Genomic DNA, 14137 nt, shown 5'->3' with positions numbered 1-14137 from the left:
CTAAAATTGGTCTATACAACTATACTTTTATTCGATATGATAACATGGAAGAAAACAAAAGAAGGAGTGGTGAAGCGATGGGGACATTGATCAATGCTCATATCGTGTCAGCGGAACAAACGTGGGAGCGTGGGTACATCAGATGGAGTGACCAATCGATTGAAGAAATCGGATCGATGGAACAGTTTAAGCAACGAGATGAGAGTGTGATCGATGTCTCGGGTGCGCTCGTCACGCCTGGCCTTATCGATGTCCATATACACGGGGGATATGAAGTCGACACGATGGACGCGGACGAGTCACGGCTTCGTCAATTAAGTGAAGACATGCTTCAAGAGGGCGTCACGTCATTCTTTGCGACCACGATCACCCAGTCGAAAGAAGCGATTGAACGGGCGTTGACAGCAGTTCGGAACGTCATTGAAGCAGAGGATACGACCATCGTCGGGATTCATTTGGAAGGGCCGTTCGTCAATGTGGAAATGGCGGGTGCACAACCAGCAGAACATATCACTGACCCGGATGCGGAACAATTCCGAAAGTGGCAAGAGCTTGCCGGGGGTCATATCCGTCTCGTCACGTATGCACCGGAACGCCCGGGAGCCCGAGCATTTGAAGCAGCCCTTCGTGAATCGGGTGCGATCGGTTCAGCGGGACACACGAGTGCGACGTTTGAAGAAAATAAGCAGGCGGGCGTCAAACATGGAACACACCTATATAACCAAATGCGTGGCTTGCATCATCGGGAACCGGGAACGGTCGGATATTGTCTCTTAGAGAAAAGTGTCATGGCCGAAATCATTCCAGACGGGATTCACAGTCGTCCGGAGATGGTCGATTTTGCTTACCGCTTAAAAGGAGCGGATGAACTCGTCGTCATCACGGATGCGATGCGGGCGAAGGGGCTGCCTGACGGACAGTATGAACTTGGGGGGCAACCCGTCATCGTAGAAGGAGGCGCTGCCCGTCTTGAAGCAGGGAATCTCGCCGGGAGTGTCTTGACGATGGATGCGGCATTCCGAAATATTCAAGCGTATACGGGATGTACGGTGGAAGAAGCGGTCAAAATGACTTCGACAAATGCAGCAAAAGAATTCGGATTGACGACAAAAGGAGACATCAAATCGGGGTTTGATGCGGACCTTGTCGTTTGGGATGACAGTGCACATGTTCAAATGACAATCGTCAAAGGAAACATTGCATATGAACGGGAGGAACAACGATGAACGTATTAGTCGCAAAGACAGCGAATGACGCGGAACGTATCGCCTATTCGCTCATTAAAGAACGGATTTCAGGGAAGCATGACTTCGTACTCGGTCTCGCGACAGGCAGCACGCCAGTCGGAATGTATCAAATGTTTAAACAAGACGCGCTCGATTGTAGCCATGTGACAAGCGTCAATTTAGATGAATACATCGGTCTATCACCAGAGCATCCACAAAGCTACAACCGCTTTATGAAAGATCGTTTGTTTGGCGAAGTGCCGTTCAAACAAAGCCATCTTCCTCAAGGTGATGCACCAGACCCTGAGTCGGAGGCGGCTCGTTACGAAAGTCTCGTCCGAAAGCTTGGTGTTGACTTACAACTTCTCGGTATCGGGGAAAATGGTCACATCGCATTTAATGAACCGGGCACGGCGCTTGATGCGAAGACACATGTGACGGAACTCACCGAATCCACACGAGAGGCAAACCGTCGCTTTTTTGACCGGTTGGAAGACGTGCCGACGCATGCGATCACGATGGGACTCGATACAATCATGAATGCGCGTGAAATCGTTCTTGTGGCGACGGGCGAGCGAAAGGCAGAGGCCGTACAACATATGATTGAAAGCGTACCGACGGTCGACTGGCCAGCGACAATCCTTCAAGCGCATCCAGGTGTGACGGTCGTACTCGATGAAGCGGCCGCATCACGCTGTGCGGATGCCCTTCAAGCACGAGGACAAGAAGCAGCAACACGATTTTTCACCATTCGGGCTTAATCAACCTGCGGAGACATCTCCGTGGGTTTTTCTGTTTTCAACTATGGGAAAATGTAAAGAAATGAATTTGTCATCAAAACGTTTTCGACAAATTTCACACTTTCCTCTATAATGAGTGAAGCTTATTACTTTGACTCGAAGGAGACCATTATGAATTCTAGAACACATACTCGTAGACAGCGCAAAGGTCCGTCTGCGTTTTATAAAGTCTTTAGTGCCCTTGTGCTGATTGCGATTATTGCTGGGTCTAGCATTTACGGTACCGCATTTTATAAAGCCCACAACATGTTGTCCGGCACCCAAGTCACGCTTGAGGACGACCCGACGGTTGAACCGACTCGCTTTGACAAAGAAGATACGGAGTCATTTTTGATTTTAGGGACAGACCTTTCTCCACAAAAGAAAGCACGTGGAGAGTATGGACGCTCAGATGTTATGATTGTCGTCATTTTAAACAAGAAAGAAAAGCAGACGACGATGCTCAGTATCCCGCGTGACTCGTACGTCAATATCGATTACACAGGATACAATATCCCTTATGGAAAGACAGGTCTTGATCAAGATAAGATCACACATGCCTACTACTTCGGTTCCATGGATGAATCGAACCCGAACAACGGGATGCGTATGGCAACAAACACGATTGAGGACTTGGTCGGCGTTGAAATCGACCATGTCGTCTCGCTCAACTTCCAAGGATTTGTAGATTTCATCGATGCAGTCGGTGGTGTTGAGATCGACGTTCCATTCTCATCACAACAAAACAGCTATGACGCCTCACGTGAGACCGTACAAATCGAAGAAGGACTTCAGCAACTTTCTGGTGAAGAGGCACTCGCCTATGTCCGTAACCGATATGACGACCCACGTGGAGACATCGGGCGTGGACAACGCCAAATGGAAGTCATCAATGCCGTGCTCGAACAATCACTTGGCACGTCACTCATCAATAACTATGATAAGGTCTTGAAAGCCGTGGGCGATAACATGCAGACGACGCTCGGACCGAATGACTATATGCGTTTGATTGAAGACGTCGGCGCACTACACAATACGGTGCAATATCAATTGACAGGTGAAGGCGCCCGTGCAGATGACGGCCACTTCTACTATTTCTTAAATGAACCGCTTCTTGAAGAAGTACGCTACCGTGTGCAACAGGCGGACGCAGGCAATCCTGTGGAACCGATGACGGATACGGAATTAGAGTCTTACACGTTAGATCCGAGTGGGGTCACGTACGAAGCGCAATAAAGTTTCACTTACGAAAAATGCAAAACGCTCAGAATTCATTTTCTGAGCGTTTTTATGTGGCAATGTATTTCAGGTCAGATTGCTTTTTTGTGTGGGATTGCTTGAAAATTGATTTAGTCAATGATTTTCCCACTCAAAAATTTGGTCTCACAGTAAGTACAGCGATATACATCCTCCACATCAGTGTCATGGTCAAATCATATTTCTGTTTCGTGCGTTATATGCGATCCATCGCAACGGTCAAGGAGTACGAATCTCCACGAAAGAGCGAGCGACTATATTCAAACATGTCACCGTTCTCGAGATAGGTACGTTGATCGATCAGCAATACCGGTGCGTTTGGAGAGATGGTCAGCAGTTTCGCTTCCTCGGGACCGGCGCTGCGGGCTTCGAGTGTCTGTGTTGCATTTTTCAAACGTAAACCGTGCTGTTCGGCGTATGCATAAATGGAACCGGTCGCGTCTTCTTTCGTCAAGTCAGGCAATAAACGGACAGGAATGTAGGCGGTCTCGAGCGCGAGCGGATGGTCGTCTGCGAGTCGGAGCCGCTTCATTTCGTATACCGGTGTTTGATTCGGGATACTCAGTTGTTGGGCGATTCGATCCGTTGCCGGGATGACCTCGTAGGACAAAAGACGACTGAGTGGTCGCATGCCACGATGTTTGATTTCTTCAGAAAAACTCGTCAGTCCGGACAACGTCATGGCAATCTTTTGGCTCGCGACGAATGTCCCTCGTCCTTTTTGACGGCTCAAATAACCGGCGTTGACGAGGTTCATGATTGCTTGACGAATCGTCATGCGACTGACATGAAACTGTTCGGAGAATTCACGTTCTGAAGGTAGCGTGTCTCCTGGCTTTAACAATCCGTCATCAATTTGTTGCTTTAAGTACGCTTCAATTTGATAATAAATAGGTAACGGAGATTGTTTATCGATTTCTAACATATCATTTCGCTCCTGACTGAGAAGATGTATGTTTCATTATAGACGAAATTAGACTAGTTGTCTGAACAGATTTATAGAGAGAAGGTGGAGGACAAGATGAATCAATATACAGTCAATACAATCGTGACCTCAGTAAGCGAGGATGGAAAAGGTCATTGGCACACGCTCGAGCATAGTCCTTTCTATCCCGAAGGTGGGGGGCAACCGGCAGACCGGGGATGGATTGATTCGTACGACGTATTAGACGTGCAACTCAAGGAAGGTGAAGTGTGGCATCTGTTGTCAGCGGCATTACCTACCGGAACATCAGTAGTGGCTCGAATCAATGAACAGGTGAGACGAGACCATTCCATCCAGCATACTGCCCAACACTTGTTAACGGCGATTTTAGAAGATCGTCACGGCATTCGTACGCTCAGTTTTGGAATTGGGGAAGAAGATTCGTCCATTGAGATTGAGACGGCAGGGATGAACTGGGCTCAAGTTGAAGCTCTTGAGCAAGAGATGCAGCAACTCATCTTTGAGAATTATCCGATTCATGTGTATGAAATCGCAGAAGAAAAAGTGGATCGGACGCGCTTACGGAAAGCGACCGATCGAACAGGGATGATTCGAATCGTCGAAATCGAAGGGCTTGATTATAACGCGTGCGGTGGGACACACGTGGAAACGACAGGGCAACTTGGTACGATTCACGTGACGGCGCTCAAAAAAGTGAGAGGAAACATCCGCCTGACGTATGTGGCCGGTAATCGGGCGTTGAGAGCGACGCAACGAGCACGGGAAGCGTTACGGACAATCCACCATACGTTCTCGACAACGAATGAATCAGTGGCGGCGCGTGTGATTGAAGAGCACACGATTCGTCTTGAACGTGAGAAAGAAATCAAGACACTCGAAGAACGGATTGCGAAAGCGAAAGTGGAGGCAGTCTTACAAGAGGATAATTATGTGGCATTACACGTGGGACGGACGGAAGCCGAAACATTGACGACTGCAATTATTGAACGAATCGCAGCGACCGGACGAATCGCTGTCGGAGCCAACTACAGTACGCAAAAATTATTTGTCATGCATGATGGGACTCATGATATCGCGGTCGGAACATTCCTCCGAGCAACCCTTCAAGAGATGAAGATTGGTCGCGGTGGTGGGAATCATAAGCAGGCACAAGCACGATTCACTTCTGTCACGGAACTTGAACGAGGGATGGAAGAAATCGTGAGACGATTACAAGAGGGGGTCTTACCATGTTGACGATTCAATCGGGAAAAGAAGCCAAGTTGATCGAGCAGGCCAAGCAAGTACGGGAAATCGTATTCGTTCAGGAACAAGGAATCGATGCGAGTCTCGAATACGATGATTTAGATGATGTCTGTACGCACGTGATCGGTCTCCTTGACGAACAGCCGGTGACGACAGCACGTCTTCGCCCAGTAGACTCGGCTATCGGGAAAGTGGAGCGGGTGGCGACGATTCAGACGGCCCGAGGTCATGGATATGGAAAAGAAATCATGGACGAAGTCGAACGTGTCGCAAAACATCAAGGATTAAGTGAACTGCGCCTAGGTGCACAGCTCACGGCGCTTCCGTTCTATGAAAAGCTTGGGTATGAGGCGTTCGGAGATGAGTTTCTAGATGCCAATATCCCACACCGTATGATGCGGAAAACGTGGTAATTCTTTTTTGAAATATCCCATTTTTCTAAAAAAAGGTTGGCAAGAAGATTTCGTTTTGTTATAACTAATACTAACAACTGACAGATAGAGGTTGCGAATGACATGAGTAAGCTTGGTTGAAACGGACGCACTCCGGACCGAGCCGAAAGGGGAAATTCGCCGAAGTCGACGTTCACGTGCGTGTGAATGAAGGCTGGGGTAGTCGTGAATAACGCCTACACTGCCATGGTCAACAACCATGGAGCGCTATCTACGGAACGATTCTTTAATCGTTTTTCAACTGCGCGTACAAGCGGCAGGCCGTAGGGAGAGTGCTTCCTACCGGTCTGCCGCTTTTTCTGTTGGTGGACATCTTGAAAGTGGGGAACTTGATGACAACCGTACTGAAGTTTGGAGGCAGCTCTGTTGCCACAATCGAACAAATACAAGCCATTTCGGACTATTTACAAACACGTGTGGCGACCGGTGAAAAATTGGTCGTCGTCGTATCAGCAATGGGCAAGACGACGGACTCGCTCCTGTCGCTCGCTAAACAAATCACGGAGCGCCCGATGATTCGTGAACTCGATCGATTACTCGCCGTCGGGGAAGAACAGACAATCAGTTTACTCAGCATCGCCTTGAACTCGCGAGGCGTACCTGCCATTTCACTCACCGGACAACAAGCCGGGATTGATACGATGGGCATCCATACGAAGAGCAAAATCAAAGCGATTCGTAAAGAAGTATTACATGAGAAGTTACGTCAATATGACGTTTTGATTGTCGCTGGTTTCCAAGGTGTGAATGAAGCGGGAGACGTTACGACACTCGGGCGTGGCGGTTCGGATACGACAGCAGTCGCACTTGCGGCCGTCCTCGGTCAACGTTGTGAAATTTATACGGATGTGGCTGGGGTGTATACGACGGACCCACGGATTCATCCGACGGCAAAACGCCTCGACACCGTCTCTTACGATGAAATGATGGAGATGAGTGCACTCGGCTCTAAAGTCATGGAAATGCGAAGCGTCGAGCTCGCGAAAAAGTATGACGTCAATATTTTTGTTGGAAAGACGCTCTCGAGCGAAGGAGGAACATGGATCATGGATACGACGCAAGCAATGGAACAGAAAGCAGTCACGAGTGTGAGTGTCGTCAAAAACGTACTCAGTGTCTCAATTAAACACATCCCGCACACGGCAGCCGGAGTCGCGGACATCTTTGAGCGATTGTCTGAACGTCACGTCAATATCGATATGATTTCACAGACGGCGTTCGATGGCGAAGTGTTCCTTTCGTTCACATGCCCACTCGACGAAGAGGCGTTCTTAGAAGAGGCACTCGCAGAATTAACAGCGACCTTGCCACAAATCAAAATCGATCGTCATACGGAACACGCAAAAATTTCGGTCGTCGGAATCGGCATGCGAGACGCGACCGGTGTCGCATCAGAACTCTTCGCGACATTCCGCGAGATGGGGATTCCGTTCTATCAAGTCACGACATCTGAGATTAGCATTTCCTACACGATTCAAGAACAAGACGTGGAAGCGGCCGTCGCAGCCATTGCGGCTCGCTTCAACTTATAAGGGGGTAGCACGATGTATAACGTAGCTGTCGTCGGCGCAACGGGCGCCGTCGGACAAAAAATGATTGACGTTCTAACCGAATACGAATTTCCAATCAGTGAACTGAGACTATACGCTTCGGCCCGTTCGGCAGGTAAGACAGTCGAAGTGAACGGACAATCGATTGTGATTCGTGAATTGAACGATTCGATTTATGCGGACCCAATCGATATCGCCTTGTTCTCTGCCGGTGGAAGTATCAGCGAACAGTATGCGCCACGCTTAAGTGAACAAGGGGTTATCGTCATCGACAACTCAAGCGCATTCCGAATGCAAGAAGGAATTCCGCTCATCGTACCGGAAGTGAATCGAGTCGAACTCAGCCCGGAGAAGACACTCATTGCGAACCCGAACTGTTCAACGATTCAATCAGTCGTCGCGCTCGCGCCGCTATCGGAAGTATATGGATTGACGCGAGTCGCCTATACGTCTTATCAAGCCGTATCCGGTTCGGGTCAAAAAGGGATTGATGACCTCGAACGCGGTGCTCGTGGTGAGGATCCGACGAATTATCCGTATCCGATTTATGATAATGTATTGCCGCAAATCGATGTCTTCTTAGAAAATGGTTACACGAAAGAAGAACAAAAAATGATTGAAGAGACGCGTAAAATTTTGAACGCGCCGAACCTTGGCGTAACGGCCACTTGTGTCCGAGTGCCAGTACGAAACAGTCATGCGGTATCCATCACGGTGACGCTCGAACGGGATGCGACAGTCGCAGAAGTCAAAGCTGTACTCGCAGATGCGCCAGGTGTCGTGGTTATGGACAACCCAGCCGAACTGTCATATCCGACACCACTCGATGCAAACGGGACCGATGAGGTGTATGTCGGTCGGATTCGCCGGGATGACTCACAGCCGAATACATTCCATTTGTGGTGCGTCGCGGATAATGTTCGAAAAGGGGCAGCGGCAAATGCGGTTCAAATCGCACAATGCATGATCAGTCAAACAGCGACAAAATAAGGAGGAGATGACATGTTCACAGGAGTTGCGACAGCACTAGCGACACCGTTTCAAGAAGATGGACAGTTAAACTTAGAGGCATGGACAGCGTTAATTGAAGACCAAATTCAAGAAGGAGTAAGTGGACTCGTCATCGGTGGAACGACCGGCGAAGGAATGACACTGACGAATGAGGAGTTCGAGACTTTGCTCGTTCGAGCAGTAGAGGTCGCAAACGGTCGAGCGGTGATTATCGCGGGAACGGGATCAAACAACACGGCTGTCAGTATCGAAAAAACGAAGCGCGCCGCAGAACTTGGAGCGGAAATGGCGATGGTCGTTACCCCATACTATAACAAGTCGACACAAGCAGGACTCCTTGCTCACTTTACAGCAATCGCGGATGCGTCACCGATTCCGCTCATGCTCTACAACGTCCCGTCACGGACTGGCGTCGCCTTAGCACCTGAAACGGTCGGTGAGCTTGCAGAACATCCGCGCATCACGGCTTTGAAAGAAGCGAGTGGAGATATCTCGGTTATGGCACAGATGATGGCTCACCTTCCGGAAGGATTCACCGTTTATTGCGGAAATGACGATCAGATCTTGCCATATATGGCTTGGGGCGCTCAAGGGGTCGTTTCAGTGTTATCGAACGTTTATCCGGGTGCGACTGTCGCATTGGCAGAATCTCTCCTAGCAGGTGATCTTCAGACGGCGCGCACATGGCAATTACGCCTCCTCCCCGTGATCGACGAACTTTTCGCAGAAGTGAACCCGATTCCTGTGAAGGCCGCTCTTCAAGCGAGAGGATTTGAATTTGGTGCGCCACGCCTTCCGCTCGTCCCGATGAGCGCGACGGCCGAAGCGAAATTGCTATCGGCGATGGAGCAGTTTAACGAGGTGAGACAATGAATGTACTCATCCACGGGTTTGGTGCGATGGGACGAATCGTCGAAGAAGTCGCCAACGCGCAAGGTGTGAACATCTCGGCTATCGTATCACCGGGAAGTGACGAGCACCTGGCATCATTAGAAGAGGTAGATGCACAAGTCGATGTCGTCATTGATTTTTCAAATCCGGCACTACTTCCTGACTTGCTTGCATTCGGACGGTCACGTAACATTCCGCTCGTTATTGCGACGACAGGATTCACACCTGAGGAACTTGCAGAGATTGAAGAAGCATCATCAGACATCCCAATCTTTCAGTCGTATAACACATCGTATGGGATTGCTCTGTTGAAGCAGTTACTCGATCAACTCGTTCCGCTCACGCTCGGCTATGATATCGAGGTCATCGAGGCGCACCACCGGAAGAAAGTGGACGCACCGAGCGGCACGGCGGAGCTGTTGGCCCGCGCCATCGAAGCGAAGCGAGAGGTGACACCGATTTACGAACGAACATCACGCCGGGAAGCGCGTGGCGCCGAAGAGTTGGGCATGCACTCGATTCGTGGGGGCACCATCTTCGGGGAACATACCGTGCTTTTCGCTGGAGATGATGAAATGATTGAATTGAAACATACCGCGTTATCCAAACGCGTGTTTGCAAACGGGGCCCTTGCCGCTGCGGCAACAATCATCGATCGCCCGGCAGGACTTTATAATCTATCGAACTTATACGAGGAGGCTACTCATGTTACTCACAAACGCTTATGAAATCGCACAATATATTAAAGATGCTAAAAAGGAAACACCGGTAAAACTTTACGTCAACGGCCAATTGGCAGGTCTTGAAATCGAAGAAGCGAAAGCATTCGGTACAGACGAGTCGAAACTGTTCTTGACGACGGCGGAGCGCGCAGCAGCTTTCTTAGAAGCGAATGCGTCAGTCATCACCGATTCACATCTTGAATACGATCGTCGCAACAGTGCCGTTCCGATGCTCGATACGACACAACTCAACGCACGAATTGAACCAGGTTCGTTCATCCGTGACCACGTTCAAATCGGAAACAACGCTGTTGTCATGATGGGGGCTGTCGTCAACATCGGGGCAGTCATCGGAGACGGTTCGATGGTCGACATGAACGCCGTCATCGGAGCACGCGGAACGCTCGGGAAAAACGTTCACCTCGGAGCAGGTGCCGTGGTCGCCGGTGTCCTTGAGCCACCTTCAAAAGATCCAGTCATCATTGAAGATGGTGTCATGATTGGGGCGAACGCTGTCATCTTGGAAGGGGTTCGCGTCGGCGAAAATGCGGTAGTCGCAGCTGGAAGTGTCGTCACGCAAGATGTGCCTCCAGGTGTGGTCGTCGCGGGTACACCGGCACGAGTCATCAAACAGAAAGATGAAAAAACTTCTGAAAAAACGCAACTTGTTGATGACTTACGCTCTCTCTAACGTATAATAGACAGAAAATATAAACAATGAGGAATGGGAGAGTTGCATTATGGAACAGTATGGACAATGGATGTGGAAAGACGGGGCTTGGATTGAGCCGACTGACGCAAACACGAGTATCATGACACACGCGATTCACTACGGAAGCGGGTTCTTTGAAGGGATTCGCGCGTATCACACGGAGGAAGGCCCAGCCATCTTCCGCTTACGTGAACACTTGGAGCGACTCGTTCGCTCGTGTGCATACTACCACGTCACACTACCTTACACGGTAGACGAACTCGAACAAGCGACGATGGAATTGATTGAACGAAACGGATTTGAAGCATGTTATATCCGCCCGTTCGTCTTCCTCGGGACACCTTGGCAAGCACTTATGCCGACAGCAGAGACGAAGGTACATGTTGCCATCTCGTGTTGGCCGCTCGGCGAATATTTCAGCAAAACAGTCGGAATTCGGGCGAAAGTAGCCTCGTATCGCCGCGTATCTTCTACGATGATGCCGATGCAAGCGAAAGCGGCATCGAACTATATGAACTCTCAGTTACTAAAAGGGGAAGCGCTTCGTGACGGATTTGATGAAGCGATCGCCCTCGATATGAACGGAAACGTCAGTGAGGCGAGCGTCGCGAACATCTTCCTCGTCAAAGGGAAGACAATCACGACACCGTCGCTCGATTGCTCCGTACTCGATGGCATCACGCGTCAGACGATTATGCAACTTGCGCGTGAAGCAGGTTACGAAGTCGTAGAACGTCACATCGGGCGTGATGAGCTATATGTAGCCGATGAGATTTTCTTGACGGGAACGGCAGCCGAGGTGACGAGTGTCATCGAGGTCGACCACATCTCAATCGGTGGCGGTGTCCAGTCGGTCGCGACAGAAATGTTGACACGCTATCGTGAGGCCGTATCAGGACAACTTCCGGAACATCGCGATTGGGTCACGTTCGTAAAATCAGCAGTTAAAGAGTAAAGGAGTTTTGAAAGATGGGAGTCACAATTGACTTGAATGCGATTCGCGAGAACAAACGTCGGATTGAAGCGCTCGGGCGCCCCGTGTTTGCAGTCGTGAAAAACAACGCCTATAACCTAGGGATGGAGCCAGTTGTGACGACTTTGTATGATGAAGGGGTCCGTCACTTCATGGTGACAACAATCGAAGAAGCGATCGAAGTTCGAACACATGCAGCATCGGCTCGTGTCCTCGTCATGAATCCGGTCTATACGTGGCAACACGTGCATGCCCATGACTTTGATGTCGCCATCGGGTCATATGAATGGCTCATCTCACAGCGAGAGCATCTTGATGGGGTTCGCCTACACTTAAAACTGGATGTCGGGATGAACCGATTCGGTGCCAAAACGTTTGAAGAAGCGCTACAAATCGTCGCCTTCTGTCAAAATGAAGGACTGGACCTCGTCGGATTATGTACGCACTTCCCGCTCGCGGATGCAGATAACGCGGAAGTCGAGCATAGCGTGCAAGTCGAACGTTTTGCCGACTGGTCGACACGATTGATGGAACGTCATACGTTTGAATTGATCCATGCGGCAAATAGTGCAGCCACGCTTCAAGATGACGCGCGCTTGCATCATTGCACACATGTGCGTGTCGGTATCTTCTTATATGGCTATTCATCGGTCGAACCCGTTGAATGGTTGGTTCCCGCCTTCTATTGGGAGACGAAAGTGGTCGCGGTCCATGACATCGAAGCGGGGGCTCATGTCGGATATGGAACGGGATACACAGCCGAAACGAAGGAACGAATTGCCGTTCTTCCTGTCGGATACGGAGATGGGTTAATGCGGGCGAGACGTCACTTGCCTGTTCATATTGAAGGGAAAGCCTATCCGTTCGTCAGCAATATTTTTATGAGTCATAGCTTCATCAAAGTGGACGACGACGTACAAATCGGCGATCGGGTCACACTGTATGGGGTAGAAACGAAAATCGATGACGTGACACGTGTTGGTTACGCCAACAATTCAGAACAGCTCTGCGCTCGTTCATGGCGTGTCCCCCATCGCTTTGAAGGAGGAATTGTATGTACACCACCAATCAATCAGAATGTTTGATCGAAGGTGTGTCCGTCCGTGAACTTCAAGCGACGTACGGGACACCTTTATACATCATGAGTGAGCCAGAACTAGAGCGTCGCCTCGGGATTGTTCAGGATGCGTTTCTAGACAAGTATCCGAACACGTATGCGTTATACGCGTCAAAAGCGTTATCGATTGCGGCTGTGTATGAAAAAGTAATGGCCGCAGGGTTAAGTGTTGACGTCGTCTCAAGGGGTGAGATGTACGTGGCACTCCATGCCGGTGTACCGGCAGAGCGCATTCACGTTCACGGGTCGAACAAGACGATCTTGGATATCACGTTCGCGCTCGAACAGGGGATTACACACTTTACCATCGACAACATGCGTGAAATCAGTCTCTTGTCAGGACTTGCGGCTGAATATAATCGTGAAGTCGATGTTCTTCTCCGCATCGTGCCTCAAGTCGTTGGAGGTGCCCATGCGGCGATACAAACGGGTGGGGTTGATACAAAATTTGGTTTCCCGACGCATGACGACACGTATTTAGATGCTATTCGTGCGACGTTGGAAGCGGAACATTTACAGTTGAAGGGGATTCACTGTCACGTCGGTTCTCAAATTCAAGATCCGACCCTCTTCATCAATACGGTGAAGACGATGGTGCGCTTCATGGATACGATTCGTCAGGAGACCGGCTATACGACGGATGTGTTGAATATCGGTGGTGGCTTCGGTGTCGCTTACTTGGATGAAGACGAGCGTCTCGACTTCGGACAAACGATGGAGCGTGTGATGGAGACGTTGGTCGAGGAAGTCGAGGCACGTGAATTGCCACTTCCGAAAATCGGGATCGAACCGGGTCGTTGGCTCGTCGCCAATGCAGGCGCCACGCTTTATGAGGTGGGAACTGTCAAAGAAGTGAGTGGCGTGCGCACGTTTGTATCCGTCGATGGTGGGATGACGGATAACATTCGTCCGGCGCTATATGACGCAGAATATGAAGTCGTGGCAGCGACTCGGATGAATGAAGAGAAGACGCTCGAGGCAAAAATTGTCGGAGCGTGTTGCGAGTCGGGAGATATCATCTCGAACCGCTCTTTGATCCCTCCTGTCACACCGGGTGATTTGCTACTCGTCAAAGCAACGGGAGCGTATAACTTCTCGATGGCGAGCAACTATAACCAAATGCTTCGTCCTGCCGTTGTGTTCGTCAAAGATGGACATCATCGCCTCGTCGTACGTCGCCAAACGTTTGAAGACCTGGTGGCATGCGAGGTCATTGGTCAATCGATTTAAGGCTACAGAGCAATCTGTAGTCTTTT

The 14137-nt window shown here is 49.9% G+C and carries 14 protein-coding genes and 1 riboswitch; of the genes, 13 read left to right on the top strand and 1 reads right to left on the bottom strand.

Annotated features, from left to right (window positions below; all coding sequences use genetic code 11):
- The first annotated feature begins 77 nt into the window (after window positions 1-77).
- The 3 genes from nagA to KNP04_RS13080 all read left to right on the top strand — a co-directional run bounded on the left by nagA (window position 78) and on the right by KNP04_RS13080 (window position 3241).
- Window positions 78-1226 carry an N-acetylglucosamine-6-phosphate deacetylase gene (gene nagA, locus KNP04_RS13090; RefSeq protein WP_214876635.1) on the top strand — a complete coding sequence of 383 codons (1149 nt, stop codon included), beginning with the start codon at window positions 78-80 and terminating at the stop codon, window positions 1224-1226.
- Window positions 1223-1987 carry a glucosamine-6-phosphate deaminase gene (gene nagB, locus KNP04_RS13085; RefSeq protein WP_214876633.1) on the top strand — a complete coding sequence of 255 codons (765 nt, stop codon included), beginning with the start codon at window positions 1223-1225 and terminating at the stop codon, window positions 1985-1987. The genes nagA and nagB overlap by 4 nt, the downstream gene beginning before the upstream one ends.
- 150 nt (window positions 1988-2137) lie before the next feature.
- Complete coding sequence (locus tag KNP04_RS13080) at window positions 2138-3241, top strand: LCP family protein (protein WP_214696771.1); 1104 nt, start codon at window positions 2138-2140, stop codon at window positions 3239-3241.
- A gap of 217 nt (window positions 3242-3458) precedes the next feature.
- Here KNP04_RS13080 and KNP04_RS13075 read toward each other — a convergent pair whose 3' ends face one another.
- Window positions 3459-4187, bottom strand: a complete 729-nt coding sequence (locus KNP04_RS13075; RefSeq protein ID WP_074032977.1) for a GntR family transcriptional regulator — start codon at window positions 4185-4187, stop codon at window positions 3459-3461.
- A gap of 96 nt (window positions 4188-4283) precedes the next feature.
- Here KNP04_RS13075 and KNP04_RS13070 point away from each other — a divergent pair, with 96 nt between their 5' ends.
- From KNP04_RS13070 to lysA, 10 genes are all read left to right on the top strand, one after another.
- Complete coding sequence (locus KNP04_RS13070; RefSeq protein WP_214876631.1) at window positions 4284-5444, top strand: alanyl-tRNA editing protein; 1161 nt, start codon at window positions 4284-4286, stop codon at window positions 5442-5444.
- Window positions 5438-5866, top strand: a complete 429-nt coding sequence (locus tag KNP04_RS13065) for a GNAT family N-acetyltransferase (protein WP_214876629.1) — start codon at window positions 5438-5440, stop codon at window positions 5864-5866. Before KNP04_RS13070 ends, KNP04_RS13065 begins: the two co-directional genes overlap by 7 nt.
- A gap of 77 nt (window positions 5867-5943) precedes the next feature.
- Window positions 5944-6123, top strand: a riboswitch (Lysine riboswitch).
- A gap of 114 nt (window positions 6124-6237) precedes the next feature.
- Window positions 6238-7437: an aspartate kinase gene (locus KNP04_RS13060; protein ID WP_483297975.1), complete on the top strand. Its 1200-nt coding sequence runs from the start codon at window positions 6238-6240 to the stop codon at window positions 7435-7437.
- A gap of 12 nt (window positions 7438-7449) precedes the next feature.
- Window positions 7450-8445: an aspartate-semialdehyde dehydrogenase gene (locus KNP04_RS13055; protein ID WP_214876626.1), complete on the top strand. Its 996-nt coding sequence runs from the start codon at window positions 7450-7452 to the stop codon at window positions 8443-8445.
- 12 nt (window positions 8446-8457) lie between these two features.
- On the top strand, window positions 8458-9339 hold the full coding sequence (gene dapA / locus KNP04_RS13050; RefSeq protein WP_214876618.1) for a 4-hydroxy-tetrahydrodipicolinate synthase: 882 nt from the start codon (window positions 8458-8460) through the stop codon (window positions 9337-9339).
- Complete coding sequence (gene dapB / locus KNP04_RS13045) at window positions 9336-10085, top strand: 4-hydroxy-tetrahydrodipicolinate reductase (protein WP_214876616.1); 750 nt, start codon at window positions 9336-9338, stop codon at window positions 10083-10085. The genes dapA and dapB overlap by 4 nt, the downstream gene beginning before the upstream one ends.
- Window positions 10063-10770, top strand: a complete 708-nt coding sequence (gene dapD / locus KNP04_RS13040; RefSeq protein WP_074032983.1) for a 2,3,4,5-tetrahydropyridine-2,6-dicarboxylate N-acetyltransferase — start codon at window positions 10063-10065, stop codon at window positions 10768-10770. The genes dapB and dapD overlap by 23 nt, the downstream gene beginning before the upstream one ends.
- A 49-nt stretch (window positions 10771-10819) precedes the next feature.
- Window positions 10820-11746, top strand: a complete 927-nt coding sequence (locus KNP04_RS13035) for a branched-chain amino acid transaminase (protein ID WP_214747408.1) — start codon at window positions 10820-10822, stop codon at window positions 11744-11746.
- 14 nt (window positions 11747-11760) lie between these two features.
- Window positions 11761-12849 carry an alanine racemase gene (gene alr, locus KNP04_RS13030; protein WP_214876614.1) on the top strand — a complete coding sequence of 363 codons (1089 nt, stop codon included), beginning with the start codon at window positions 11761-11763 and terminating at the stop codon, window positions 12847-12849.
- Entirely contained in the window at window positions 12819-14111 is a 1293-nt protein-coding gene (lysA, locus tag KNP04_RS13025; protein WP_214876612.1) for a diaminopimelate decarboxylase, read from the top strand. Before alr ends, lysA begins: the two co-directional genes overlap by 31 nt.
- Window positions 14112-14137 lie beyond the last annotated feature (26 nt).

Source organism: Exiguobacterium sp. CH10, from assembly GCF_018617635.1.
In the GTDB taxonomy this organism is placed as follows: domain Bacteria; phylum Bacillota; class Bacilli; order Exiguobacteriales; family Exiguobacteriaceae; genus Exiguobacterium; species Exiguobacterium aestuarii_A.
This window is presented reverse-complemented; position numbering and strand designations above follow the sequence as displayed.

What these genes read in the sequence shown, in the direction of transcription:
- KNP04_RS13075 (WP_074032977.1), bottom strand. Translation starts at nt 4,187, where the DNA reads ATGTTAGAAATCGATAAACAATCTCCGTTACCTATTTATTATCAAATT.
- KNP04_RS13055 (WP_214876626.1), top strand. Translation starts at nt 7,450, where the DNA reads ATGTATAACGTAGCTGTCGTCGGCGCAACGGGCGCCGTCGGACAAAAA.
- nagA (WP_214876635.1), top strand. Translation starts at nt 78, where the DNA reads ATGGGGACATTGATCAATGCTCATATCGTGTCAGCGGAACAAACGTGG.
- alr (WP_214876614.1), top strand. Translation starts at nt 11,761, where the DNA reads ATGGGAGTCACAATTGACTTGAATGCGATTCGCGAGAACAAACGTCGG.
- lysA (WP_214876612.1), top strand. Translation starts at nt 12,819, where the DNA reads ATGTACACCACCAATCAATCAGAATGTTTGATCGAAGGTGTGTCCGTC.
- dapA (WP_214876618.1), top strand. Translation starts at nt 8,458, where the DNA reads ATGTTCACAGGAGTTGCGACAGCACTAGCGACACCGTTTCAAGAAGAT.
- dapB (WP_214876616.1), top strand. Translation starts at nt 9,336, where the DNA reads ATGAATGTACTCATCCACGGGTTTGGTGCGATGGGACGAATCGTCGAA.
- KNP04_RS13065 (WP_214876629.1), top strand. Translation starts at nt 5,438, where the DNA reads ATGTTGACGATTCAATCGGGAAAAGAAGCCAAGTTGATCGAGCAGGCC.
- dapD (WP_074032983.1), top strand. Translation starts at nt 10,063, where the DNA reads ATGTTACTCACAAACGCTTATGAAATCGCACAATATATTAAAGATGCT.
- KNP04_RS13060 (WP_483297975.1), top strand. Translation starts at nt 6,238, where the DNA reads ATGACAACCGTACTGAAGTTTGGAGGCAGCTCTGTTGCCACAATCGAA.
- nagB (WP_214876633.1), top strand. Translation starts at nt 1,223, where the DNA reads ATGAACGTATTAGTCGCAAAGACAGCGAATGACGCGGAACGTATCGCC.
- KNP04_RS13035 (WP_214747408.1), top strand. Translation starts at nt 10,820, where the DNA reads ATGGAACAGTATGGACAATGGATGTGGAAAGACGGGGCTTGGATTGAG.
- KNP04_RS13080 (WP_214696771.1), top strand. Translation starts at nt 2,138, where the DNA reads ATGAATTCTAGAACACATACTCGTAGACAGCGCAAAGGTCCGTCTGCG.
- KNP04_RS13070 (WP_214876631.1), top strand. Translation starts at nt 4,284, where the DNA reads ATGAATCAATATACAGTCAATACAATCGTGACCTCAGTAAGCGAGGAT.